Below are 20,858 nucleotides of genomic sequence, written 5' to 3'. Positions count from 1 at the left end.
GGAGAGAGTGGAATGTCGGTGATTGAAACGGTCGAGCAGCTCGAAGCCATCTACGGCGTCACCAATGACGCCTCGACCGTGAAAGTCGCCGACCACGTCACGCCGCTCTACCGCATCTTCATCGAGAAGGCGCCGTTCGCTGCGCTCGCGACCATCGGGCCCGAAGGCATCGATTGCTCGCCGCGCGGCGATCTGCCCGGCTTCGTCCGCATCCACGATCCCAAGACGCTGATGCTGCCGGATCGCCGCGGCAACAACCGGGTCGATTCCCTGCGCAACATCGTGCGCGACCCGCGCGTGTCGCTGATGTTCCTGATCCCCGGCTCCGGCAACGCGGTGCGCGCCAACGGCCGCGCGCATCTCTCGGTCGATCCGGACCTTCTGGCCTCGTTCAAGGTCGAAGGCAAGGCGCCGCGCAGCGTCATGGTGATGAATGTGGAGGAGATCTACTTCCAGTGCGCCCGCGCCATCGTCCGCTCCGACCTCTGGAATCCGGACAAGCGCATCGATCCCAAGACGCTGCCGACGCCCGGCCAGATCCTCGCCGAAATGAGCGAGAACAAGGTCGGCGGCCCCGAATATGACCGTCTCTGGCCGCAGCGCGCTGCTGCTACGATGTGGTAGGGAATTCCTCGATCAGCGCGTGATCGACGCGCGCGATCACCGTGCTCCAGTCGCGGCCCGCATCCTGACGGAACAGGCGGGCGGTGGGATACCATGGGCTGTCCTCGCGATCGAGCAGCCAGCGCCAATCCGGCACGTGCGGCAGCAGCAGCCAGACCGGGCGTCCGAGCGCGCCGGCGAGGTGCGCCGCGCTGGTATCGACGGTGATGACGAGGTCGAGCGCCGCAACCACCGCGGCCGTATCGCTGAAATCGGCAAAGGATGGCCCGGCCAGGATGAGATTGTCGCGCTCGCCCAGCGCGGCCCTGTCGTGTGGCCGCACTTCCGTCTGCAGGCCGACGAACACGGCATTGCGCGCCAGCAGTGGCGCGAGCAGCTCGGCACGGATCGAGCGGTTCCGGTCATTGCTATGCGTCGCGTTGCCCGACCAGACCAGGCCGATCTTCATCCTCTCGTCATTGCCGAAGCGTTCGCGCCACGTCTCCGGCAGCTCCGGTGCGGTCAGGTAGGGAACGGCCGCAGGAATGCTCTCCAGCGTAGTGCCGAAGGCCAGCGGCAGGCTGGACAGCGGACAGTGCAGGTCGAACTCGGGCAGCGGTGCGCTCTTGTCGATGCACAGGCTCACCCCCTCCATGGTGCCGATCAGCTTTCGCAGCGCGGCCTGCACCCTCGCAATCACCCGTGCGCCGCGCGCGGCCAGCATCGGGATGTAGCGGGCGAAGTGGATGGTGTCGCCGAAACCGAGATCGGCATGGACCAAAATGGTCTTGCCTTCCAGCGAGCTCTCGCCGAGCCACAATGGCTGCGCGAAATTCGGCGTGACGATGCCGAGCGCTGGAACCTTCCTCTGCCATTCCGCTTCGGCAAACCCTCTCGCGTAATCGCCGGTCAGCAGCCGCAGCGTCGCATCGTTCCAATGAGCCAGCGCGTGATCGGGATTGATCCGCTGGGCCTGCGCATAGGCCGCCAGCGCCTCGTCGTAGCGGGCGAGATCCTGCAGCACGCTGCCGCGGTTGACGATGGCGTCGACGAAGTCCGGCTTCAGCGCGGCGGCGCGATCGAACTCGGCCAGGGCGTCGTCGAGCCGACCGACCGCGCGCAGCGCCGAGCCGCGGCTGTTCGCGATCTCGGGCGATCGAGGTTCGAGCGCGATGGCCGCGTCGAAATCGGCAAGCGCCGCCTCCGCCCGCAGCAGCCGGAGCAGCACGATGCCGCGATTGTTCAGCGCGGCGGCATGGCCGGGCATGATCTTGATCACGCGATCATAGTCGGCCAGCGCCGCGTCGAAGCGATCGAGGTCCGAGAGGATATCGGCCCGATATTTCAGGGCGCCGACATGGTCGGGATTATGCGCAATGGCGCGGCCGAGCGCCGTCAGCGCCTCCTCTGTCCGCCCCATCGCCAGCAAGGTCAGCGCGCGATGAAAATGCGCTTCCCAATAGTCGGATTTGCGGCGCAAGGCCTTGTCGAACATGGCGAGCGCATCGTCGAATTTGTGCTGGTTGCGGAGCGCGACGCCGAGATTGGCGAGGTAGAGAGGGTTGCGCGGGCTCGCCGCGATTGCCTGCCGGATCAGCTGTTCCGCCTCACCGGGGTGCTCGGTCAGGAAGCTGACGCCCAGCAGATGCAGCGCATCGGGCTGCCGCGGATCGAGCGACAGCGCGAAGCGATAGGTCTCGCGCGCCTGGGGCAAATTGCCTGCCTGATGCAAGGCCAAGCCGCGGCCGAGCAGATCAGCGATCTGCTGCTGTGCCAGCGGGCTACCGGGTCGATGCTTGCCGGGAATCATCGGACGGGAATCTAAGTCAGCGCGGGGAATCTGGCCAGCGATCTCCCCGGCGGGCCACCGTTATTGGCCGTGATTGACCCTGATTCGGCCGAATGGTTACATCGCAGCCGGCGATTCGTCGCCGTAGGCCGGTACAGCCTTCCTCAACCATGGAGCCGGCGATGGGCCGCAAAGACCGCGCGCAAGCGCAGCTGCGGAAGACCGATGTGGCGCGCTGGTCGGATCCGGCGTCACTCGAGGCCGCCTGGGACGCGAGAGCCGAACTCGCCGCACAATTCATCCCCGCAGGGGCCCGCGTCCTCGACCTCGGCTGCGGCAAGATGTCGTTGCGCCGGTTTCTGCCGCCCGGCGCCAGCTATCGCGGCTGTGACCTCGTCGCACGCGAAGCCGACACGATCGTCTGCGATTTCAATGCCGGGGAGTTTCCGACCGATGCCGCGACCGATGCCGACATCATCACGCTGCTCGGCGTGCTCGAATACATTCCCGACTCCGACGCGTTCTTCGCGCATCTGCGCGCGGCCGGGCGGGACGTGGTGCTGAGCTATTGCGCGACGGACCTGACGGGCTCGGTGGACCGGCCGGCGCTGGGCTGGCTGACCCATTTCAGCTTCCTCGGCCTCGCCAAGCTGTTCGACCGCCACGGCTTCCAGATCACCGCGACGATGCCGGTCGATCAGCTGCAGATCCTGATGCGCCTCTCGCCGATGGACCGTCTGCCTGCGCTGAACCCGAGCAGGGTTGCGATCATCTCCTACAACGATGTCGGCAATTTCGGCGACCGGCTCGGCTATCACATGATCAACTCGCTGCTGCCGGGCGATGCGCAGGTCGATCATTTGACCTTCCGGACGCTGGACCGCGCCCGCGACGCCTATGATCTGATCGTGCTGGGCATCGGCAACAGCATCTACCAGCCGCTGCTTACCGACGACCTCATGAAGGTGCTGGCGCGCGGCAAGGCCAAGGTCGGCATTTTCGGAACGCAATACCGCGAGCTGATCCCGCGCGCCGCGCTCGACCGGCTGATCGACCGGCTCGACACCTGGTTTGCGCGCTATGAGGACGACGTCCTGATGTACGGCCGCGGCCGCTCCAATGTCGAGCATCTCGGCGACTGGCTGATCGATCAGTTTCCGATGGCGACGCCGGTTGTCGACGAGCAGCTCAACATCGGCGACGAGATTTTGAAGAACCTTCCGCTCGACCGCGTCATCCAGGACATCCAGCGGCACAAGCACGTATTCTCGACCCGGCTGCATCCGCTGCTCTGCGCGCTGACCTCGGCCGAGACGGTCGCCTATAGCGAGCAGCCGGCGGGCGACACGGAGATCGTATCCGGCAAGTTCCGCAGCATGCTGATCGATATTTTCGGCCGCACCTATCCGGAGAAAGCGCTGTTCGCGGTCGATCGCGACGCGGTCAGCCGCTACAAGGTCCGGGTTCACGGCAACGTCGCGAAGGTCGGATCGCGGCTCCAGGCGATGTTGCGCAACGTGGCAACGCCAGCCTGACCTAGTTGAACGCCATCCCGCCGCTCAGCGCGATCGTCTGCCCGGTCATGTAGGCGTTGTCGATCAGCAGCATCGCCGCTTTCGCCACCTCGTCCGCCGTGCCGAAGCGGCCGAGCGGGATGCGGCTGACGAGTTGCGGCTGTCCGCTCATCATGTCGGTCTCGATCAGTGACGGCGCCACTGCGTTGACGGTGATGCCCTCCTTCACCAGACGCGCCGCATAACCGCGCGTGAGACCCTCCATGCCGGCCTTGGATGCATTGTAGTGCGGGCCGATCGCGCCGGCGCCGCGGGCGGCGCCCGAGGAGATGTTGACGATGCGGCCCCACTTTCGGGCGCGCATCGAGGGCAGCACCGCCTGCGTGCATAGGAAGACCGATTTCAGGTTGACCAGGATGGTGCGGTCGAAATCGGCTTCGGTGAGATCCTCGATGCCGCGCGTGATGGCGATGCCGGCGTTGTTGACGAGGATGTCGATCGGTCCGAGTCCGGCCTTGACGCGCTCGACCATCTCGGCCACGGCCACCGCTTGCGAGACATCGGCGGCGACGACGGTGGCGCGGCCACCCTGCCTGACGATCTCGCCGGCCAGCTGCTCGGCCTGGCCGATCTGCTCGCGGCAATTGATCGCCACGGCCGCACCCGATGCGGCCAGCGCGCGACAGATTGCTGCGCCGATGCCGCGCGAGCCGCCGGTGACGAGCGCCGTGCGCCCCTTCAGATCATCCGCCATGTCCAGGCCTCCCGGATCGTTCGTTTGCTGTCGCCGAAAGCCTATCATGACGGGCGCGCCGGCGTGTTGAACTCATCGCGAGATGAATCCGGCTGTCGGTGCTTCCTGCGGGAGAAGCGCCCCCGCGCGCCGGGGCCAAATATGGATAGCCATTTCATTGACCAATCATAGCAATCGCTCGATATTCGAAGCATCGAAACTGCTCCTCGAGCCCAAAGCCGCACCATGAGAACCGATCACCAGCGTAACTTTGACGACATGCATGCGTGCATGGCGCGGCGCTGTTTCTCGGCGGCAACGGGCGCCTGTTGTTGTTGCTGATCGCCTCCTAACAGCACCCACACCATCATTTCCGCGACAGGAACGCCGAGCTTTTGGCGAATGAGCAGCCATGTCCCGATTCCAATCGAACGCCTACATCATCGAGATCCAGGATCGCGCCGCAGGCATCATCACAAGAGATGAGCGCGGCTTCCGCTTCTTCTCCTCCGAGCGCCTGTTCGACAGCCTCGAAGGTCGCCAATTCCGTTCGGCGCGCGAGGCCGAGCGCGCCGCGCGTGCCGTGTTGTCCGAGCGGAATCGGCGCGCGAATTCCTCCGTTTTCGCCAACTGAACACACAAGGATCACGCCATGATTGCACGACGACATATCCTGACCGCCGCGCTGCTGCTCACAACTGCGTTTGCAGCGCCCGCGTATGCCGAGGACAAGCCGGCCGAAATCCGGATCGGCACCCAGAAAGGCGGCTTCTTCCCGGCCGTGCGCCAGCGTCAGACGCTGGAAAACGCCTTCAAGCCGCTCGGCATCGAGGTCAAGTGGATTGACTTCCAGTTCGGTCCGCCGCTGCTGGAGGCCATCAATGTCGGCAGCGTCGATTTCGGCTATGTCGGCGATGCCCCGCCGATCTTCGCACAGGCCGGCGGCGCCAAGATCCGCTACGCTGCGGCGGTGAAATCGGACGGTAACACGCAGGCGATCATCGTACCGAAAGACTCCCCCATCAAGACGCTCGCCGATCTCAAGGGCAAGCGCATCGCCTTCGGCAAGGGCTCCAGCGCGCACAATCTTCTGGTTGCGGCGCTCGAAAAGGCCGGCCTCTCGTGGTCCGACATCACGCCCGCTCCACTTGCGCCGGCGGACGCGACCGCGGCCTTCGTCAAGGGCTCGGTCGATGCCTGGTCGATCTGGGATCCCTATTTCGCCCTCGCCGAGTTGAAGGAGAATGCGCGCGTCATCGCCTTCGACAAGGACGTGCACAAGCCGAATGCGTTCTACATTGCCAACACGGATTTCGTGGAGAAGTATCCGTCCCTCGTCGCGAAGCTCAACACGACGTTCGCGTCCGAAGGCGTCTGGGCCAACGAACATCACGAGGAGGTGGCAAAGGCGCAGGCGGACGCCACCGGCGTTGACATCGAGGCGGTCAGGCGCTTCGTGGATCGTTCCAACTTCCGGGTCGTGCCGGTGGATGCCGAGGTGATCGCAACCCAGCAAGCGGTCGCCGACCGTTTTGCGAAACTCGGCCTGATCCCGAAACCGGTCAACGTCTCCGATATCGTCTGGAAGTGGACGCCGGGCTCCTAACTTCTCAGCGCCGCCAACAATTCATCCGGGCGTTCGGCCATGATCATGTGGCCGGCGCCCGGCACCACGACAGTCTTCGCGTGCGGGATCGCCGCCGCAAGCGCCTTGCCGGCTTTCGCCGGCGTCATCATGTCCCGCTCGCCGAGGATGAGGGTGACGGGCACCTTCACGCTGGCTGCGGCGGCAAGTGCGTTCGCGTAGGCATTGCAGGCGGACAAATCCCTGAATAGTACGCCCGGCTCGCAGGACTTCAGGACGGATTGCGCGCCGCCATGCATCCAGAGGCCGGGCGCGAGGCTGCCGCCGAGCTCGGCGTTGAAGCCGAGGCCCCAGATCGACACCATGTCGTTGGCGTCCTGCGAATTGGCCTCGGCGGCCTTCAGCAGGTCGGGACCGACCGTCATGGTCGCCGCGGTGCCGATCAGGCTCAGCGCGGAGACCTTGTCGGGGTGACGCGCGGCCGTCTCCAGCGCGATCAGCGATCCCATGGAATGGCCGGTCAGATGCGCCTTCGCAGCTCCGGCCGCATCGAGCAGCGCGGCTGTCCAGTCGGCCATCTCGGCGATGCTTCCCAAGGAAGGTCCGGCGGAAAGGCCGTGGCCAGGCAGGTCGGGCGCCAGCACGCCAAAACCGTGATGGGCGAACCAGCGCGTATGCAGCGCCCAGGTGGAACGATCGAAGCCGGCGCCATGGAGGAAGACGACCGTGGGCAGGGACTTGTCGAACTCGCGGCCGCCGGTTGCGACGAACACCTCGAGGCCGTTGACGGGAAGCTTCATGGCGTCAGACCTTCTGCGAGGTGCGCAGCGCCTGCGCGAGATCGTCGATGATGTCGCTGGCCGTCTCGATGCCGACCGAGAGACGTACCAGCTCCTCGCCGATGCCGGCGGCCTTGAGCTGCTCGGCGTCCATCTGCTGATGCGTGGTCGAGGCGGGGTGAATCACCAGCGTCTTGGCGTCGCCGACATTGGCGAGATGGCTGATCATGCGCAGGCTTTCGATGAACTTGCGGCCTGCGGGGCGGCCGCCCTTGATGCCGAAGGAGACGATCGAGCCGGCGCCGCGCGGCAGCAGCTGTTTTGCCAGCTGGTAGTCGGTGTGGTCCTCGAGCGAGGGATGCAGCACCCAGTCGACGGCCTTGTTGGCCTTCAGCGCTTCCAGCACGGATAGCGTGTTCTGCATGTGGCGATCCATGCGCACGCCCAGCGTCTCGATGCCCTGCAGCAGCTGGAACGCGTTGGTCGGCGACAGGCACGCGCCGAAATCACGCAGTCCCTCGGTGCGCGCGCGCATGATGAAGGCGCTCGTGCCGAACTGCTCGTCGAAGACGATGCCGTGATAGCCGCCATAAGGCTCAGTCAGCACGCCGAACTTGCCGGAGCCACGCCAGTCGAAGCGGCCGCCGTCGACAATGGCGCCGCCGATCGCGATGCCGTGGCCGCCGATCCACTTTGTCGCCGAATGCATCACGATGTCGGCGCCGAGCTCAATCGGACGGCTGAGATAGGGCGTGGCAAAGGTGTTGTCGATCAGCAGCGGAATTTTTGCGTCGTGTGCGATCGCCGCGACCTTGGGAATGTCGAGCACCTCCAGCCCGGGATTGCCGATGGTCTCGCCGATCACCAGCCTGGTGTTCGGTTTGATCGCTTTCCGGAACGCATCGTGATCGCGCGGCTTCACGAAAGTCGTGGTGATGCCGAAGCGCGGCAGCGTGTGCGCCAGCAGATTGATGGTGCCGCCATAGAGCGAGCTCGACGCCACGATATGATCGCCGGCATTGAGCAGCGTCGCGATGGCCAGATGCAGCGCGGCCATGCCGCTCGCGGTGCAGATCGCGCCGACGCCGCCCTCCAGCGCCGCGAGCCGCTCTTCCAGCACGCCCGTGGTGGGGTTGGAAATGCGCGTATAGATGTGGCCGGCGCGCTCCAGATTGAACAGCGCGGCGGCGTGGTCGGAATCCTGGAACACGTAGGACGTGGTCTGGTAGATCGGCACCGCGCGGGCCCCGGTCGCGGGATCCGGATGCTGGCCCGCATGCAGGCTCAGGGTCTCGAAGGCAGGCGGTTTCGGCGCGGGCATGCGTGGCCTCGTTGGTCGGTCGCGATGGCGGCTCTTGTGCCATAAAACGGAGCGCGAAGTCAGCCATTGACAGCGCCGCATCGGTGGTGCGCCCCCTCGCCCCTTCTTACGGGGAGAGGTGAAGCAGCACCGTCCGCTCTAGCTAGTTACGCCCCCGATCGCCTGCTCGATGATCCCAGCCTCGCGCAGCAGGATCTCCGCGACCTCCTGTTCGCGCCTTGGGCCTAGCCTCGTTCGAACGGCGGAGACGGTGATCGCCGCAGCGGGCTGCCCGTCCGGCGTCTTGATCCAGGTCGAGATCGACTTCGTGCCCTGCACAAGGCCAATCTCTCTCATGTTATATCCGCGCTTCCGTGCCGCAATGACCTGGCCGAGCACGGTCGCGGCGTCGGTGTGGTACGCCTCGAACCGCTTCTCATTGGCTGCGACGATCTTTCGCGCGTCTAGCGCCGGCATCGCGGCGAGGATGGCAACGCCCGCGCTGGAGACGCCGAGCGGCCGGCGCGCGCCGATCTCGATCGACAGCACCTGGATCGGATAGATGCCGATCCTGCGATCGACGCATAGTGTGTCGTTGCCGGTCCGCACCGTCAGGAACAGCGTGTCGCCGATCTCGGCGGAGGCCCGTCGCAGCGACGGATTGGCAGCAACCAGCAGCCGCGATGGCCGCGCACGCGCGAGCGCCAGCTCCGGCACCTGGTTGCCGATCGCGTAGCGGCCGGTCTTGTCGTGCCGCTCCACGATGCCTTCCTCGATCAGCACGTGGACGATGCGATGCACGGTCGGGCGGGTGAGGCCGGTTGCGCGGACGACCTCGGCCAATGGCACACCGTCCTCGCGCCCTGCGGCAAGAATGCGCAGCACGGCCAGCGCGCGCCGGATCGCCTGCGCGCCTTGCCGCGGTTCCATTGCGTTACGCGCCGCTTTCGGTGAAGGTCGCTTGTCCATAATATGGGCAAGAACGCCACAATTCACTCGACAGGTAAAGCCCACATCTGGAGATTGCGCGGCGATCGGGCGCGATCCGCAACGTCAAGACGCTCGAAATGAACTGGAAGCGCCGCCGGGAGGTTAACATGAGATTAATCGCGATTGCCATCGCCGCTGTCACTGCGATGCTGGCGGGGCCCGCATCGGCCCAGCAATGGCCGGCGCGCAGCGTCAAGCTGATCGTGCCCTATCCGGCCGGCGGCAACGTCGACAGCGCCGCGCGCATCATCGCCGACAAGCTGCAGGAAAAGCTCGGTCAGCCCTTCATCATCGAGAACAAGGCCGGTGCCGGCGGCATGATCGCGGGCGAGGCTTTCGCGAAATCGGCGCCCGACGGCTACACGCTGTTCGTCGGCGCCAACGGCCCGGTGCTGTTCGCGACCGAGATCAACAAGCGCGACGCCTATAACTGGAAGAAGGATTTCCTTCCCATCACGACGATCTCGATGACGCCGCTGGTGCTCGAGGTGCATCCCTCCGTGCAGGCCAACACTTTCAAGGAATTCATCGATCTCGCCAAGCGCGAGCCCGGCAAGCTGACCATGGCCTCGCCCGGCCCCGGCACCACCAACCATCTGCTCAGCGAGCTGATGCAGGAAAACCTCGGCCTGCAATGGGTCACCGCGCATTACCGCGGCAACGCGCCCGCCATCAACGACCTGCTCGGCGGCCAGGTGCAGTTCGCCTTCGACCAGCTCACCGTCAGCCTCCAGCACATCAAGGCCGGCCTGTTCCGCGCGCTCGCGGTCACCAGCCCGCACCGGCTGAAGTCGCTGCCCGACGTGCCGACCTTCATCGAGCTCGGCTACAAGGATTTTGACGGCCAGACCTTTACCGGCCTGTTCGCGCCCGCGGGCACGCCGGCGCCGATCGTCGACAAGCTGCACGAGACGCTGGTCGCGATCCTGAAGGACCCCGGCGTGGTCGACAAATTCGAAAAGCTCGGCGGCGAAGCGACGCCGATGACGCCCGACGAATTCAAGGCCTATCTCGAGCGCGAGGACGCCAAATGGATTCCGGTCGTGCGCAAGGCCAACATCAAGGCTGATTGAGCGATGCGGATCGACCCCACCGAACTCGGCGCGGAGCGCATCTATCGCCTGATGACCGGCATCGTGGTGCCGCGCCCGATCGCGTGGGTGACGAGCCTGTCGCGCAGCGGCGTGCTCAACCTCGCCCCCTTCAGCGCCTTCACCTTCGTCTCGCAGAAGCCGCCGATGCTCGCCATCAGCGTCGGCCGCAAGGGCGCCGACTACAAGGACACCGCGCACAACATCCTCGATACCGAGGAATATGTGATCCACATCGCCGATACCCCGCTGATGCAAGCGTTGCACGACAGCTCCGTCGAGCATCCGCCCGAGATCAGCGAGGTCGAGCATCTCGGCCTGGAGACGCTGCCTTGCGAGCGTATCAAGGTGCCGCGGCTCGCTGCAGCGCCGGTGGCGATGGAGTGTCGTTTTCGCCAGTGCCTCGAATTCGGTGATGCCAGGAGCCGGCTGATCGTCGGCGAGGTCGTGATGTTCCACCTGCGCGACGGCCTCGTCAACGACGGCAAGGTCGAGACCAGGGCGCTCGACCCGATCGCGCGCATCGGCGGCCCGCGCTACGCCCGCCTCGGCGAGATCGTGACGCTGAACAGCGTCTTCCAGACTCCCAAATCGAAGGACTGAGCGCGCAGGCCCGGCCGCGCCGCCAGATTATTGGAGAACAATTATGCGACTCGTAAGCTATCTCCTGGACGGAGAGCCGCGCTATGGCGCAGCCGTCGAAGGCGGTGTCGTCGATCTGACCAAGCGGATCGGCCGCGACTATTCCGACGTCAAGGCGCTGATCGCGGCCAACGCGCTCCCCGATGCGCAGGAAGCTGTCGCCGGGCAAAAGCCCGACTACGCGCTGGATGAACTCGTGCTGCTGCCGCCGGTGCTGGCGCCGGAAAAGCTGTGGTGCATCGGCGTCAACTACGCCGAGCGCAACGCCGAATACAAGGACAATTCGGACCTGCCCAAATATCCGAGCCTGTTCGTGCGCAGCATGTCCTCGATGACGGGCTCCGGCCAGCCGCTGGAGAAGCCGAAAGTCTCCGAGCAGCTCGACTATGAGGGCGAACTCGTCATCGTGATCGGGCAGGGCGGTCGCCACATCCCGCGCGAGAAGGCGTGGGGCCACATCTTCGGCATGACACTGTGCAACGAGGGCACGATCCGCGACTGGCTGCGCCACGGCAAGTTCAACGTCACGCAGGGCAAGAATTTCGACCGCTCCGGCAGCATCGGTCCCTGGATCGTCACGTCGGACGAGCTCGACCCGCGCGGCCCGCACGATATCGTCACGCGCGTCAACGGCGAGGTGCGGCAGCAGGACACCACCGAACGGCTGATGTTCCCGTTCGATTTCATCATCTCCTATCTCTCCACCTTCGCGACGCTGAAGCCCGGCGACATGATCGTGACGGGAACGCCGACCGGGGCAGGCGCCCGTTTCGATCCGCCGCGTTGGCTGAAGGTCGGCGACGTCGTCGAGGTCGAATCCAGCCGCATCGGCGTGCTCAGCAACACCGTCGCCGCGGAGCAATAGAGCATGCTGGACCCCGCCACGATCGAACGCCTTGCCGCGCGCCTCGATGAGGCCGAGCGCACCAAGACGCTGATCACGATGTTCACGAAGGACTATCCCGATTTCAGCATCGAGGATGCCTATGCCGTCCAGCGCGCCTGGACGCAACTTCAGCTCACGCGCGGCCGAATCATCAAGGGGCACAAGATCGGCCTGACCTCGAAGGCGATGCAGAACGCGGTCGGCATCAGCGAGCCCGATTACGGCGTTTTGTTCGCCGACATGTTCTATGCCGACGCCACGCCGATCCCGTTCGACCGTTTCCACGCGCCCCGCATCGAGGTCGAGCTCGCCTTCGTGCTGAAGGCGCCGCTGCGCGGGCCCGACTGCACCATCTTCGACGTGCTCAACGCCACCGATTACGTGACGCCCGCGCTGGAGATCCTGGAAACGCGGATGCATCGCGTCGACCCCCAGACGGGCAAGGCGCGCAAGGTGATGGACACGATCTCCGACAACGCGGCGAATGCCGCCCTGGTGCTCGGCGGCCGGCCGATCCCCCCCATGGATGCCGATTTGCGCTGGATCGGGGCACTGCTGTTCCGCAACGGCGAGGTCGAGGAGACCGGGCTCGCCGCCGGCGTGCTCAATCATCCCGCCAATGGCATCGCCTGGCTCGCCAACCGCCTCGCGCCGCATGACGAACATCTTGAGGCCGGCGAGGTCGTGCTGGCGGGATCGTTCACGCGCCCCGTCGATATCCGCCGCGGCGACACGTTTCATGCCGACTACGGCCCGTTCGGCTCGGTGTCCTGCCAGTTCGTCTGAAACAATAAAGAGAGGGAGCGCACCATGTCACGGCGCAAGAGCATCCATATCGGCGGCTTCAAGCACGCCAACCCGATCCCGAACGCCTGCCGCATCGGCAATCTCGTGATGTCAGGCGTCATCCTCGGCCGCGATGCGGCCGGCGTGATGCCGGAGAGCCTCGACGCGCAATGTGCCAACATGTTTGCGCATATGAAGGCGACGGTGGAGGCCGCCGGCGGCACCACAGACGACATCATCAAGATGACGGTTTGGCTGAAGGACCGCGGCAATCGCGGTCCCGTCAATGTCGAATGGCTCAAGATGTTTCCGGACGAGCATTCGCGCCCGGCGCGCCATGCGCTGCCGATGGACAACATGGACGGCGGCGCGCTGGTGCAGTGCGACTTCACCGCCGTGATCGACTGAAGGAGCACGTCTGCATGCCGACCTATCTGCCGTTCGATCCCAATCCCCGCCGTCCGATCAAGGCACCGCCGCCGAAGACCGTCGACAGCCAGTTTCACGTGCTGGGTCCCATCGACAAATATCCCGAGCGTCCCGGCGCCGCCTACCGGATGCCGACCGCGACCTGGGAAGCGGCGCTGCGCGTGCACAAGACGCTCGGCATCGAGCGCGGCATCATCGTGCAAACCACGACCTATGGCGCCGACCATTCCGTCGTGCTCGACGGCCTCGCGGCGATGGGCCCGAACTATCGCGGCTGCGCCAACGCGTTGGTGTTCGCCGAGGCGAACGACGCTTACCTCGCCAAGCTGCATGGTGCCGGCGTGCGCGGCGCCCGCTTCAGCTTCCGTCAGGAACTCGGTGCCGTGCTGTCGGATGCGGACTTCGCCCGGGCCATCGCCCGCATTCGCGAGCTCGGCTGGTACGTCAAGATCCAGCCGGAGAAGGATGGCATCATCTCCAGCGTCGCGAAGTACGAAAACCTCGACGTGCCCGTGCTGATCGATCACATGGCGCGGCCGGTGCCTTCGAACGGCAAGGACGATCCCAATCTGCGCAAGATGCTGGAGCTGCTCGAGAAGGGCAATTTCTGGGTCATGTTGTCATTGGGCGAGAAGACCTCGCAGACCGGCGCGCCCTATGACGACGTGATCCCGATCGCGCGCGCCTATATCGAGGCCGCCCTCGACCGCTGCGTCTGGGCCACCGACTGGCCGCATCCGGTCTCCGTCAAGCAGCCGCCGAACGACACCGACCTGCTCGAGCTGATGTACCGCTACGCGCCTGACCAGACAGAGCTGGAGAAGATTCTGGTGCACAATCCGGCCAAGCTGTTCGGCTTTCCGGATTGAGGCCCGCCACGCGTGCGATGCGCTCCCTCTCACGCTTGCGGGGGGGAGGGAGCGCACCTTCGTCACATTACCGGCTGCATCGCCAGCCGGTCCCTGACCCCGGCCGCAATCTCGAACGAGTGCAGCCGCGCCGTGTGGTCGTAGATCTGCCCCGTGGTCATCAATTCGTCCGCGCCTGTCTCCGCGATCAGCGCCTTCAGCTTCGCCTCGACGACTTCAGGCGTACCCACCGCGGAGACGGATAGCGACTGGCCGACCATGGCCTTCTCCGCCGGCGACCACAGCGCATCCATGTCGTCGACCGGCGGCGGCAGCGGGCCGGGCGTGCCGCGGCGCAGATTGATGAATTGCTGCTGCAGCGAGGAGAACATCCGCTGCGCCTCGACGTCGCTGTCCGCGGCGAACACGTTGACACCGACCATCGCATAGGGCTTTTCCAGCTGCGCCGATGGCTCGAAGCGTGCGCGATATTCGCGCAGCGCCGGCATCATCATCTGCGGCGCGAAATGCGAGGCGAAGGCGAACGGCAGGCCGAGCATCGCCGCAAGCTGCGCGCCAAACGTGCTCGAGCCCAGGATCCACAGCGGCACTTTCGTCCCCATGCCGGGCACGGCGCGGATCGCCTGGTTCGGCTGCACGTCGCCGAGCAGCGCCTGCAACTCCAGCACGTCGTGCGGAAAATTCTCCGCCGCCGTGGCAAGGTCGCGCCGCATCGCCCGCGCGGTGAGCTGGTCGGTGCCGGGCGCGCGGCCGAGGCCGAGATCGATGCGTCCGGGATAAAGCGATTCCAGCGTGCCGAACTGCTCGGCGATCACCAGCGGCGAATGGTTCGGCAGCATGACGCCGCCGGAGCCGACGCGGATGGTTTTGGTCCCGCCCGCGATATGCCCGATCACCACCGAGGTTGCCGCGCTCGCGATGCCCGTCATGTTGTGGTGCTCGGCCAGCCAGAACCGCTTGAAGCCCCAGCGTTCGACGTGCTGGGCGAGGTCGAGCGAATTGCGAAAGGCCTGCGCCGCATCGCCACCCCTGCGGATGGGAGCGAGGTCGAGCACGGAGAAAGGGATCATGCGGGAATACCGGACGGAGGAGCTGGGAACACCACATGTAATGTCAGTGCGCAGGATGGGTAGAGCGCCTCGCGCGACCCATCGAACCGTTCGCGCGGCCCGCGCCCCGTTCACAACCCTGTTATTGCGGCCGTGGGCGCCTTTCGTCCCAACTGGGCGTCCGGCGGCCGTTGTTGTATTCTCTGCGGCGCCACGCTCGCAGGAGGAACCGACATGACCATCGTCGTACTCAGCCGCCGCAACCTCCTCCTCGCAGGCGGCGCCATTCTGGCGGCCGGTGCGTCCAGTCGTCTGTTGCCGGCACGCGCCGACGGCCTCGCACCGACCGAAACCATGTCGGGCGGCGCGAACAATTACCGCAAGGGCGCGCCGATCGTGGAGCGGATCGGCAAGGGCGGTTTCTGGATGAGTGGCACCGTGCGCCGCGCCGGCGACGGCGCCCCGCTCGCCGGGCAGCGCATCCAGATCTGGGCGCACACGGTCGAAGGCCAGGAGCACGAGCCGCAGAGCCACGGCGCCACGCTCACCGACAAGGACGGAAAATTCCGGCTCGAGATGCCGCAGATCATTCCGATCTTCGGCCAGCCGCATGGCCACCTCGCCTATGACAGCGGCGAGTTCAAGACCGTCTTCCTGCGGCCGATCATGCGGAGCCCGAAGGAAACCAGCCTCGAGGCGCACTTCGTGCTTCAGCCGGCCTGACCGGGCCGGCGAATGAAGCAGGGAAGATCGGCGCGGGTGATCCTGATCTGGGTCGCCCTTGCCTCGGCGATCGGTGTGCCGATCGCGCTTGCAGCGGGAAGCGAACAGCTCGCATGGCGCGGTCCGGTCTACATCCTCGCCGGCTTTGCGGGCATCATCGCGCTGGGTCTCGTGCTGGTTCAGCCGCTGCTGGCCGGCTTATATCTGCCGGGCCTGTCGGCCTATCGCAGCCGGCGCGTCCATTTCTGGATCGGCATTGCGCTTGCGTTGACGATCGTGATCCACGTCGCCGGGCTCTGGATCACCAGCCCGCCCGACATGATCGACGCGCTGACCTACACCTCGCCGACGCCGTTCTCGCCCTTCGGCGTGACCGCGATGTGGGCCATCTTCGCCGTCGCGCTGCTGGCTCTCTTCCGCCGCCGATGGGGACTGCGCCTGCGAACCTGGCGCATGATCCATATTCCCCTCGCGATCGTCATCGTCGCAGGGACCGTCGCCCATTGTCTGCTGATCGAGGGGACGATGGAGACCGTCTCGAAAGCCGTGCTCTGTGCGCTCGTTCTCGCGGCGACAATCAAGGTGATGGTCGATCTCTGGCGAAAGCGCACGTTGCGTGGCGAGAGCCCATAGCCCGCGCGTTAATCCCGATCGTCGTATTTGTCGCAGCGCGAATCGCCGCGCTTGACGTCGGTGTCGATCTCGTCGAGCGGCGGGGTGCAGCGAAGCAACGAATATTTGTCGTTGTACGGCGCGGGCTGCCGCCGGCAGACGCTGCCGCCGATGGGCACCTGCACCGCCTGAGTTCCAACGGTGTAGAAGCAATTGTCCGCTTTAGGTTCGGTCTTCTTCGCCGCGTCCTGCGCCGATGCCGGCACCGAGGCGAGCGTCACGACTGCAACCACGACAGCTTTCCACACGGCTACTCTCCGTTAAAGCATGATCCGGAAAGGATCATGAGCAAGCAACAACCCCAAGCGCGACGACGATTCATTGCGATCTCATCGCGCTCATGTGCAGCAGAGACCAGCATAGCCTATGATCGATTGGCGAAACATTCAATTCATACGCAGGTATGGCGGTTGACGCGTGGAATCGGGCGATTTGGATTCATGGTTCGTAGCGCGGATGGAGTAGGGGCGTAGGATGAGTAGAGCCCTTGCGAAAGCCATCATGTCTCACCACCAAGCAAGGCCTTGATGGGTTTCGCTTTGCTCGACCTATCCTGCGGGCTACCCCATCTTCGAGCGCGTCGGGCGTGATCAGTGCCGATGCGCACCCTGCTTGCCGCAGATGGAGGCCGGGCTTATCCTCGCAAAATGGTTGTCAGTGCCCCCGATCTCAAGACGTTCCTGCTCGCGACACCGTTCTTCGGTGGTCTTTCGGACCCGGGTCTCGATTTCCTGGTGTCGATGCTGGTCGAGCGCCGCTTCGATGCCGGCGCAACCGTCGTGACGGAGGGCGAGCCGGGACGCTCGATGTTCATCGTCGAATCCGGCCGGCTGGCGGTGAGCAAGCGGGTGAATGCGGGCAGCGTTGTCCCAATCTCGGTTCTACAGCCCGGTGATTTCTTCGGCGAGATGACGCTGATCGAGATGCAGAATCGCTCTGCCACGGTGGTCGCGGAAGAGCCTACGCTGCTGTACGAGCTGACCGCCCAAAATCTCTACGCCTGCTACAAGGCCGACATCCACGCCTATGTGATGGTCCTGCAAAACATCAACCGCGAGCTCTGCCGGCGCCTGCGCCGCGCCGATGACCGGTTTGCGGGACGGCACGGCCATGATGAGCGCGCTCCGCCTGTGTGACAAATCGCTCCTGCGAGCTGGAAGAGCTTCGTAGCCGGAGGCAACGGAACGCAATCCGGGAGTGCGCGGCGCGTGCGGCAAATTCGCACGACGCGAAACCACGAGCAGTCCCGCCGCGTTGCCGGCGGTTCGATTCAATCGGCTGCTTTCGTTTCAGGTGTTGCCTTGGACAAATTCAATATTGGTGCACATTTCCTTGCGTTGGCCGTCGCGTTCGCGCTTGCCATCCCGATTGGTTGGGATCGCGAGAAGCGGGCACGCAGCGCGGGCCTGCGGACCTTTCCGCTGGTCGCGCTCGCAAGCTGCGGTTTCGTACAGGGCAGCGAAGGCCTGCTGTCGCATTCGCCAGACGGGCTCGCCAAGGTGGTCGAGGGCCTCATCACCGGTATCGGCTTCATCGGCGGCGGTGCCATACTCAAGCAGGGCAATTCGGTGCAGGGCACCGCAACGGCCGCAAGCCTTTGGGCCACAGGGGCGATCGGGGTCTCGGTGGGACTCGGCAGCTACGACGTTGCCGTGACCATTGCGATGTTCACCTTCCTGACGCTGCGCTTGCTGACGCTGGTGAAGGAGGAAGATGACCAGTGAAGGCGCGTGCGCAGTATCTTGCTTCGCTTGAGCCACACGAACGTGCCATCGCTGCGGCTACATCAGCGCCATCGTATGCAGCGAATTTCGATGGAAGCCAAAGGCAACAATGCCGGAGAGAAGCAACGCAATCCCAGTCACGATCAGGCAGCACGCAATCACTATCGAAGCCCCACGTTCGTCATCACTGGCAGGACGATAATAGATAAAATTTTACCGACAATCGAAAGGAAGGATTAACCTTACCTGCGTGGTCCCACCTTGCCCGTCGGGCAAAACACCCCAAACCCTGTCAACCCTTCCCCATAAAAATATTCCACTTTACCGAAATTCGGAATTACGGCATTCTCTCCGCCATCCCGGTCCCCGGAGAGGGGCGATCGTACGTCGTAACGAACGTGGACCGGGGTGCGGTGGACGCGGCAGCGCCGGGCGCGGGACGGTCGGACCAGGGCGAGATGAACCTCGTGAGGTCCGCCTCCGTGCGGAACGAACGGCGCCAAAGTCCGGCCAAGCCTCATGGCGAAGCGGGGTGAGCTGCGTACGGCGAAAGCGCGTCGTTCTGACCGTCGTTGCTACGGTCAAGCCTTGCGGAGATGCTTTGGGGCTCGACCGGGCCGACGGGCATCGTCAATTCGCGAGGCGACGGAGGCCAGAAGGAACTCGGCTCCGGGGAGAGCGCGTATAAGCCGTCAACCCACTGCGCAGGGAAGGCCGAGTGATTGGCTACACCTGTATGCTGCTGTGCGGTTTCCTTGCGCTACATTTTCGCGCAGCGGACCGCGGGTGCCAGCCGGCACCTGGTCTTCCCTGCGCTCTCTTCACAGAGGAGCGCGAACGAGGAGAGCAAAACTCGGGCGTTTCAGGCCGCGAGAATGCCGCTTCATGTGCGATTGAACCCGAAAAATGGTGCTGCCAGACAGGATTGAACTGAGGTTGTAGCTGCTTTCGTACTGAAACCATTGAGGATTTTTGGCCCGTCACTCCCGGTTCTGTATCAGTGGCGCGAGCGGTTGGCGCGCCCATTTGGAATGCCGAGCCAGCCGCACCCCAAGGTGCGTCTGCGAAGCCGCGACACCTCGCAGCCGCGCCGAACCCGGACCAAAGGATGAGGGGCGGGGCCATTTGCCTCATCGGAACCCTACGGTAGAAATGTCAACTCCAAGTCGAGTGATTTGCCCATGCACGCTTCTGTCCTGTTTAGCGGTGGCATTGATTCAACCTCTTGTGTCCACTTCTTCAAGAAAAGAGGACACGAGGTACGCGGAATCTTCGTCGACTTCGGGCAGGCCGCGGCGCGGTGTGAAGATGCTGCCGTTGATGTTCTGAGTGAGAAGCTCTCAATCCCGGTAATCAAACTTAAGGTGTCCTCTTCGACCAAATTTGGTGCAGGAGAACTTATTGGTCGCAACTTATTTTTGATCGCAAGTGCAATTCTGCTGGGAAGTTGTCACGACGGGCTGTTGGCGATTGGGATCCATTCTGGGACCAACTACTACGACTGCTCTCGCTCCTTTTTGTCTCGTGTTGAGGTACTAGCCCAGGAATGCTCCGACGGACGCGTGGCTGTCGTTGCTCCCTTCGTCGATTGGTCGAAGGATGACGTCTTTAGTTATTTCAAGGCGGCAGCGTTGCCGCTCAATGATACTTACAGCTGCGAAGCAGGCGGCATCCCGCCGTGTGGTACCTGCGCTTCGTGCAGAGATCGTGTGAGGCTTTATGCTGGCTAGTCGTCGATTTCTTCGAATAGGCAACGCGCCTTCGATAAAGACCCCGCTTTTGTTGCCGTCATTTTCCAGCAAGGGCTTTCCCAACGTCGCCAAAATCTTGCAGACAATGGAGGAGTATATATCGGACGAGGTCCTGGTCAGCGCCTACGACATCTACAACAATCACATAAAGCCCCCATTTGATTTTGCGTCAGCCATCTTTTTGGATAGCGGTGGCTATGAGGCGTCCAAGGAGACTGAGCTGTCTGACACCTATGAGAAGGAGTATTCCGGAAAGGAGTGGTCTTTCGATAAGCATCAAAAGGTTCTGGCCGAATGGAAATCCAACTCTCCGACAGTTTGCGTCAGCTATGACCATCCCAACGATCGCGTGCCAACCGGGCAGCAAATTGAACGTGCAAAGGCAATGGTACTGCCGCCTGGAAACAGCGCACGTGCGTTGCTGATAAAGCCTGAGAGTGAAACTTCAAAGCGTCTGCACTTGGAGAACATACTCCCGGCTGTGAAGCTAATGACGGGGTTTGCAGTGGTGGGTGTCACAGAAAAGGAAATTGGCAACTCTACATTGAGTCGAATGATCAATGTGGCAAAACTCAGAAACGAGTTAGACGCGCACCACCCCGGCGTCCCAATTCACGTCTTCGGCAGTCTCGATACGATTTCGACATTCTTATATTTCTTGGCGGGAGCTGACATTTTCGACGGCCTGACGTGGCTGCGCTATGCGTTTTCCAATGGCGACACCGTGTACAGGCATCACTTTGGAGCGCTTTCCCTACCAATTACGACGAACTCTGACATTGTTGAAGGTAGGTGCTGGACGAACAACTATCAATCCATGCAAGAGATGAGACTCAGCATGATCAAGTTTGTTGCCGATCACCGCTTCGAACATTTTGGCAAGCATCATGAGAGTCTGAAGAGAGCCTATGATGTAATGACTGCTGAGTTGGGAGGAACCTAA

The 20,858-nt window shown here is 63.9% G+C and carries 23 protein-coding genes; 16 read left to right on the top strand and 7 right to left on the bottom strand.

The window, feature by feature from the left end; all coding sequences use genetic code 11:
- The first annotated feature begins 12 nt into the window (after positions 1 to 12).
- Positions 13 to 624, top strand: coding sequence for a pyridoxamine 5'-phosphate oxidase family protein (locus HYH08_RS08555; protein WP_220009323.1), 612 nt, complete (start codon positions 13 to 15; stop codon positions 622 to 624).
- On the opposite strand, the gene HYH08_RS08550 is transcribed toward HYH08_RS08555, so the two are convergent.
- Entirely contained in the window at positions 611 to 2,413 is a 1,803-nt protein-coding gene (locus HYH08_RS08550) for a tetratricopeptide repeat protein (protein ID WP_220009322.1), read from the bottom strand. The two genes, HYH08_RS08555 and HYH08_RS08550, sit on opposite strands and share 14 nt — an antisense overlap.
- A 161-nt stretch (positions 2,414 to 2,574) precedes the next feature.
- On the opposite strand from HYH08_RS08550, the gene HYH08_RS08545 reads away from it, so the two are divergent.
- Complete coding sequence (locus HYH08_RS08545; protein WP_220009321.1) at positions 2,575 to 3,927, top strand: class I SAM-dependent methyltransferase; 1,353 nt, start codon at positions 2,575 to 2,577, stop codon at positions 3,925 to 3,927.
- 1 nt (position 3,928) lies between these two features.
- Here the strand turns inward: HYH08_RS08545 and HYH08_RS08540 are convergent, their stop codons facing one another.
- Positions 3,929 to 4,660: an SDR family NAD(P)-dependent oxidoreductase gene (locus HYH08_RS08540; protein ID WP_220009320.1), complete on the bottom strand. Its 732-nt coding sequence runs from the start codon at positions 4,658 to 4,660 to the stop codon at positions 3,929 to 3,931.
- 391 nt (positions 4,661 to 5,051) lie between these two features.
- Between HYH08_RS08540 and HYH08_RS08535 the strand changes: the two genes are divergently transcribed.
- Both HYH08_RS08535 and HYH08_RS08530 read left to right on the top strand, forming a co-directional pair.
- Positions 5,052 to 5,273 (top strand): hypothetical protein, encoded by a 222-nt coding sequence (locus HYH08_RS08535; RefSeq protein ID WP_220009319.1) that lies wholly within the window; start codon positions 5,052 to 5,054, stop codon positions 5,271 to 5,273.
- A gap of 18 nt (positions 5,274 to 5,291) precedes the next feature.
- Positions 5,292 to 6,245: an aliphatic sulfonate ABC transporter substrate-binding protein gene (locus HYH08_RS08530; protein WP_220009318.1), complete on the top strand. Its 954-nt coding sequence runs from the start codon at positions 5,292 to 5,294 to the stop codon at positions 6,243 to 6,245.
- On the opposite strand, the gene HYH08_RS08525 is transcribed toward HYH08_RS08530, so the two are convergent.
- The 3 genes from HYH08_RS08525 to HYH08_RS08515 form a co-directional block, all read right to left on the bottom strand.
- The gene (locus tag HYH08_RS08525) at positions 6,242 to 7,024 is read right to left on the bottom strand and encodes an alpha/beta fold hydrolase (protein WP_220009317.1); all 783 of its coding nucleotides are present in this window, start codon (positions 7,022 to 7,024) and stop codon (positions 6,242 to 6,244) included. The genes HYH08_RS08530 and HYH08_RS08525 overlap by 4 nt on opposite strands.
- A gap of 4 nt (positions 7,025 to 7,028) precedes the next feature.
- Entirely contained in the window at positions 7,029 to 8,324 is a 1,296-nt protein-coding gene (locus tag HYH08_RS08520) for an O-acetylhomoserine aminocarboxypropyltransferase (RefSeq protein WP_220009316.1), read from the bottom strand.
- Positions 8,325 to 8,462: 138 nt separating this feature from the next.
- The gene (locus tag HYH08_RS08515) at positions 8,463 to 9,272 is read right to left on the bottom strand and encodes an IclR family transcriptional regulator (protein ID WP_220009315.1); all 810 of its coding nucleotides are present in this window, start codon (positions 9,270 to 9,272) and stop codon (positions 8,463 to 8,465) included.
- A 128-nt stretch (positions 9,273 to 9,400) separates the two neighbouring features.
- Between HYH08_RS08515 and HYH08_RS08510 the strand changes: the two genes are divergently transcribed.
- From HYH08_RS08510 to HYH08_RS08485, 6 genes are read left to right on the top strand one after another with little or no spacing between them, the layout of a single operon-like run.
- Complete coding sequence (locus tag HYH08_RS08510) at positions 9,401 to 10,366, top strand: Bug family tripartite tricarboxylate transporter substrate binding protein (protein WP_220009314.1); 966 nt, start codon at positions 9,401 to 9,403, stop codon at positions 10,364 to 10,366.
- Positions 10,367 to 10,369: 3 nt separating this feature from the next.
- Entirely contained in the window at positions 10,370 to 10,987 is a 618-nt protein-coding gene (locus HYH08_RS08505; protein WP_220009313.1) for a flavin reductase family protein, read from the top strand.
- Positions 10,988 to 11,030: 43 nt separating this feature from the next.
- Positions 11,031 to 11,891, top strand: a complete 861-nt coding sequence (locus tag HYH08_RS08500) for a fumarylacetoacetate hydrolase family protein (protein WP_220009312.1) — start codon at positions 11,031 to 11,033, stop codon at positions 11,889 to 11,891.
- 3 nt (positions 11,892 to 11,894) lie between these two features.
- Entirely contained in the window at positions 11,895 to 12,698 is an 804-nt protein-coding gene (hpaH, locus tag HYH08_RS08495) for a 2-oxo-hept-4-ene-1,7-dioate hydratase (protein ID WP_220009311.1), read from the top strand.
- A 24-nt stretch (positions 12,699 to 12,722) separates the two neighbouring features.
- A complete protein-coding gene (locus HYH08_RS08490; protein WP_220009310.1) occupies positions 12,723 to 13,106 on the top strand; it encodes a RidA family protein in 384 nt (127 codons plus the stop codon).
- Between the two features lie 14 nt (positions 13,107 to 13,120).
- The gene (locus HYH08_RS08485) at positions 13,121 to 13,996 is read left to right on the top strand and encodes an amidohydrolase family protein (RefSeq protein ID WP_220009309.1); all 876 of its coding nucleotides are present in this window, start codon (positions 13,121 to 13,123) and stop codon (positions 13,994 to 13,996) included.
- Positions 13,997 to 14,058: 62 nt separating this feature from the next.
- On the opposite strand, the gene HYH08_RS08480 is transcribed toward HYH08_RS08485, so the two are convergent.
- Complete coding sequence (locus HYH08_RS08480) at positions 14,059 to 15,066, bottom strand: LLM class flavin-dependent oxidoreductase (protein ID WP_220009308.1); 1,008 nt, start codon at positions 15,064 to 15,066, stop codon at positions 14,059 to 14,061.
- Between the two features lie 213 nt (positions 15,067 to 15,279).
- Between HYH08_RS08480 and HYH08_RS08475 the strand changes: the two genes are divergently transcribed.
- Together HYH08_RS08475 and HYH08_RS08470 are read left to right on the top strand one after the other, a co-directional pair.
- On the top strand, positions 15,280 to 15,768 hold the full coding sequence (locus tag HYH08_RS08475; RefSeq protein ID WP_220009307.1) for a peptidase associated/transthyretin-like domain-containing protein: 489 nt from the start codon (positions 15,280 to 15,282) through the stop codon (positions 15,766 to 15,768).
- A 12-nt stretch (positions 15,769 to 15,780) separates the two neighbouring features.
- Positions 15,781 to 16,401 (top strand): ferric reductase-like transmembrane domain-containing protein, encoded by a 621-nt coding sequence (locus tag HYH08_RS08470; protein WP_220009306.1) that lies wholly within the window; start codon positions 15,781 to 15,783, stop codon positions 16,399 to 16,401.
- Between the two features lie 8 nt (positions 16,402 to 16,409).
- Here the strand turns inward: HYH08_RS08470 and HYH08_RS08465 are convergent, their stop codons facing one another.
- The gene (locus HYH08_RS08465) at positions 16,410 to 16,688 is read right to left on the bottom strand and encodes a hypothetical protein (protein WP_220009305.1); all 279 of its coding nucleotides are present in this window, start codon (positions 16,686 to 16,688) and stop codon (positions 16,410 to 16,412) included.
- A 399-nt stretch (positions 16,689 to 17,087) separates the two neighbouring features.
- On the opposite strand from HYH08_RS08465, the gene HYH08_RS08460 reads away from it, so the two are divergent.
- The 4 genes from HYH08_RS08460 (at position 17,088) to HYH08_RS08445 (ending at position 20,858) form a co-directional block, all read left to right on the top strand.
- Positions 17,088 to 17,576 carry a cyclic nucleotide-binding domain-containing protein gene (locus tag HYH08_RS08460; protein ID WP_220009304.1) on the top strand — a complete coding sequence of 163 codons (489 nt, stop codon included), beginning with the start codon at positions 17,088 to 17,090 and terminating at the stop codon, positions 17,574 to 17,576.
- Between the two features lie 165 nt (positions 17,577 to 17,741).
- A complete protein-coding gene (locus HYH08_RS08455) occupies positions 17,742 to 18,164 on the top strand; it encodes an MgtC/SapB family protein (protein WP_220009303.1) in 423 nt (140 codons plus the stop codon).
- Between the two features lie 1,181 nt (positions 18,165 to 19,345).
- On the top strand, positions 19,346 to 19,894 hold the full coding sequence (locus HYH08_RS08450; RefSeq protein ID WP_220009302.1) for a 7-cyano-7-deazaguanine synthase: 549 nt from the start codon (positions 19,346 to 19,348) through the stop codon (positions 19,892 to 19,894).
- Positions 19,884 to 20,858: a hypothetical protein gene (locus HYH08_RS08445; protein ID WP_220009301.1), complete on the top strand. Its 975-nt coding sequence runs from the start codon at positions 19,884 to 19,886 to the stop codon at positions 20,856 to 20,858. Before HYH08_RS08450 ends, HYH08_RS08445 begins: the two co-directional genes overlap by 11 nt.

Origin of the sequence: Bradyrhizobium sp. BR 10289, from assembly GCF_019455385.1 — a bacterium.
GTDB lineage: Bacteria > Pseudomonadota > Alphaproteobacteria > Rhizobiales > Xanthobacteraceae > Bradyrhizobium.
Note: the sequence above shows the minus strand (reverse complement) of the source record. Positions and strands in the feature narration are given on the sequence as shown.

Bases quoted from the DNA above. Each gene is read 5' to 3' on its own strand.
- HYH08_RS08555 (WP_220009323.1), top strand. From the start codon at position 13: ATGTCGGTGATTGAAACGGTCGAGCAGCTCGAAGCCATCTACGGCGTC.
- HYH08_RS08450 (WP_220009302.1), top strand. From the start codon at position 19,346: ATGCACGCTTCTGTCCTGTTTAGCGGTGGCATTGATTCAACCTCTTGT.
- HYH08_RS08500 (WP_220009312.1), top strand. From the start codon at position 11,031: ATGCGACTCGTAAGCTATCTCCTGGACGGAGAGCCGCGCTATGGCGCA.
- HYH08_RS08530 (WP_220009318.1), top strand. From the start codon at position 5,292: ATGATTGCACGACGACATATCCTGACCGCCGCGCTGCTGCTCACAACT.
- HYH08_RS08525 (WP_220009317.1), bottom strand. From the start codon at position 7,024: ATGAAGCTTCCCGTCAACGGCCTCGAGGTGTTCGTCGCAACCGGCGGC.
- HYH08_RS08540 (WP_220009320.1), bottom strand. From the start codon at position 4,660: ATGGCGGATGATCTGAAGGGGCGCACGGCGCTCGTCACCGGCGGCTCG.
- HYH08_RS08475 (WP_220009307.1), top strand. From the start codon at position 15,280: ATGACCATCGTCGTACTCAGCCGCCGCAACCTCCTCCTCGCAGGCGGC.
- HYH08_RS08520 (WP_220009316.1), bottom strand. From the start codon at position 8,324: ATGCCCGCGCCGAAACCGCCTGCCTTCGAGACCCTGAGCCTGCATGCG.
- HYH08_RS08445 (WP_220009301.1), top strand. From the start codon at position 19,884: ATGCTGGCTAGTCGTCGATTTCTTCGAATAGGCAACGCGCCTTCGATA.
- HYH08_RS08460 (WP_220009304.1), top strand. From the start codon at position 17,088: ATGGTTGTCAGTGCCCCCGATCTCAAGACGTTCCTGCTCGCGACACCG.
- HYH08_RS08480 (WP_220009308.1), bottom strand. From the start codon at position 15,066: ATGATCCCTTTCTCCGTGCTCGACCTCGCTCCCATCCGCAGGGGTGGC.
- HYH08_RS08515 (WP_220009315.1), bottom strand. From the start codon at position 9,272: ATGGACAAGCGACCTTCACCGAAAGCGGCGCGTAACGCAATGGAACCG.
- HYH08_RS08550 (WP_220009322.1), bottom strand. From the start codon at position 2,413: ATGATTCCCGGCAAGCATCGACCCGGTAGCCCGCTGGCACAGCAGCAG.
- HYH08_RS08510 (WP_220009314.1), top strand. From the start codon at position 9,401: ATGAGATTAATCGCGATTGCCATCGCCGCTGTCACTGCGATGCTGGCG.
- HYH08_RS08545 (WP_220009321.1), top strand. From the start codon at position 2,575: ATGGGCCGCAAAGACCGCGCGCAAGCGCAGCTGCGGAAGACCGATGTG.
- HYH08_RS08490 (WP_220009310.1), top strand. From the start codon at position 12,723: ATGTCACGGCGCAAGAGCATCCATATCGGCGGCTTCAAGCACGCCAAC.
- HYH08_RS08485 (WP_220009309.1), top strand. From the start codon at position 13,121: ATGCCGACCTATCTGCCGTTCGATCCCAATCCCCGCCGTCCGATCAAG.
- HYH08_RS08535 (WP_220009319.1), top strand. From the start codon at position 5,052: ATGTCCCGATTCCAATCGAACGCCTACATCATCGAGATCCAGGATCGC.
- hpaH (WP_220009311.1), top strand. From the start codon at position 11,895: ATGCTGGACCCCGCCACGATCGAACGCCTTGCCGCGCGCCTCGATGAG.
- HYH08_RS08505 (WP_220009313.1), top strand. From the start codon at position 10,370: ATGCGGATCGACCCCACCGAACTCGGCGCGGAGCGCATCTATCGCCTG.
- HYH08_RS08470 (WP_220009306.1), top strand. From the start codon at position 15,781: ATGAAGCAGGGAAGATCGGCGCGGGTGATCCTGATCTGGGTCGCCCTT.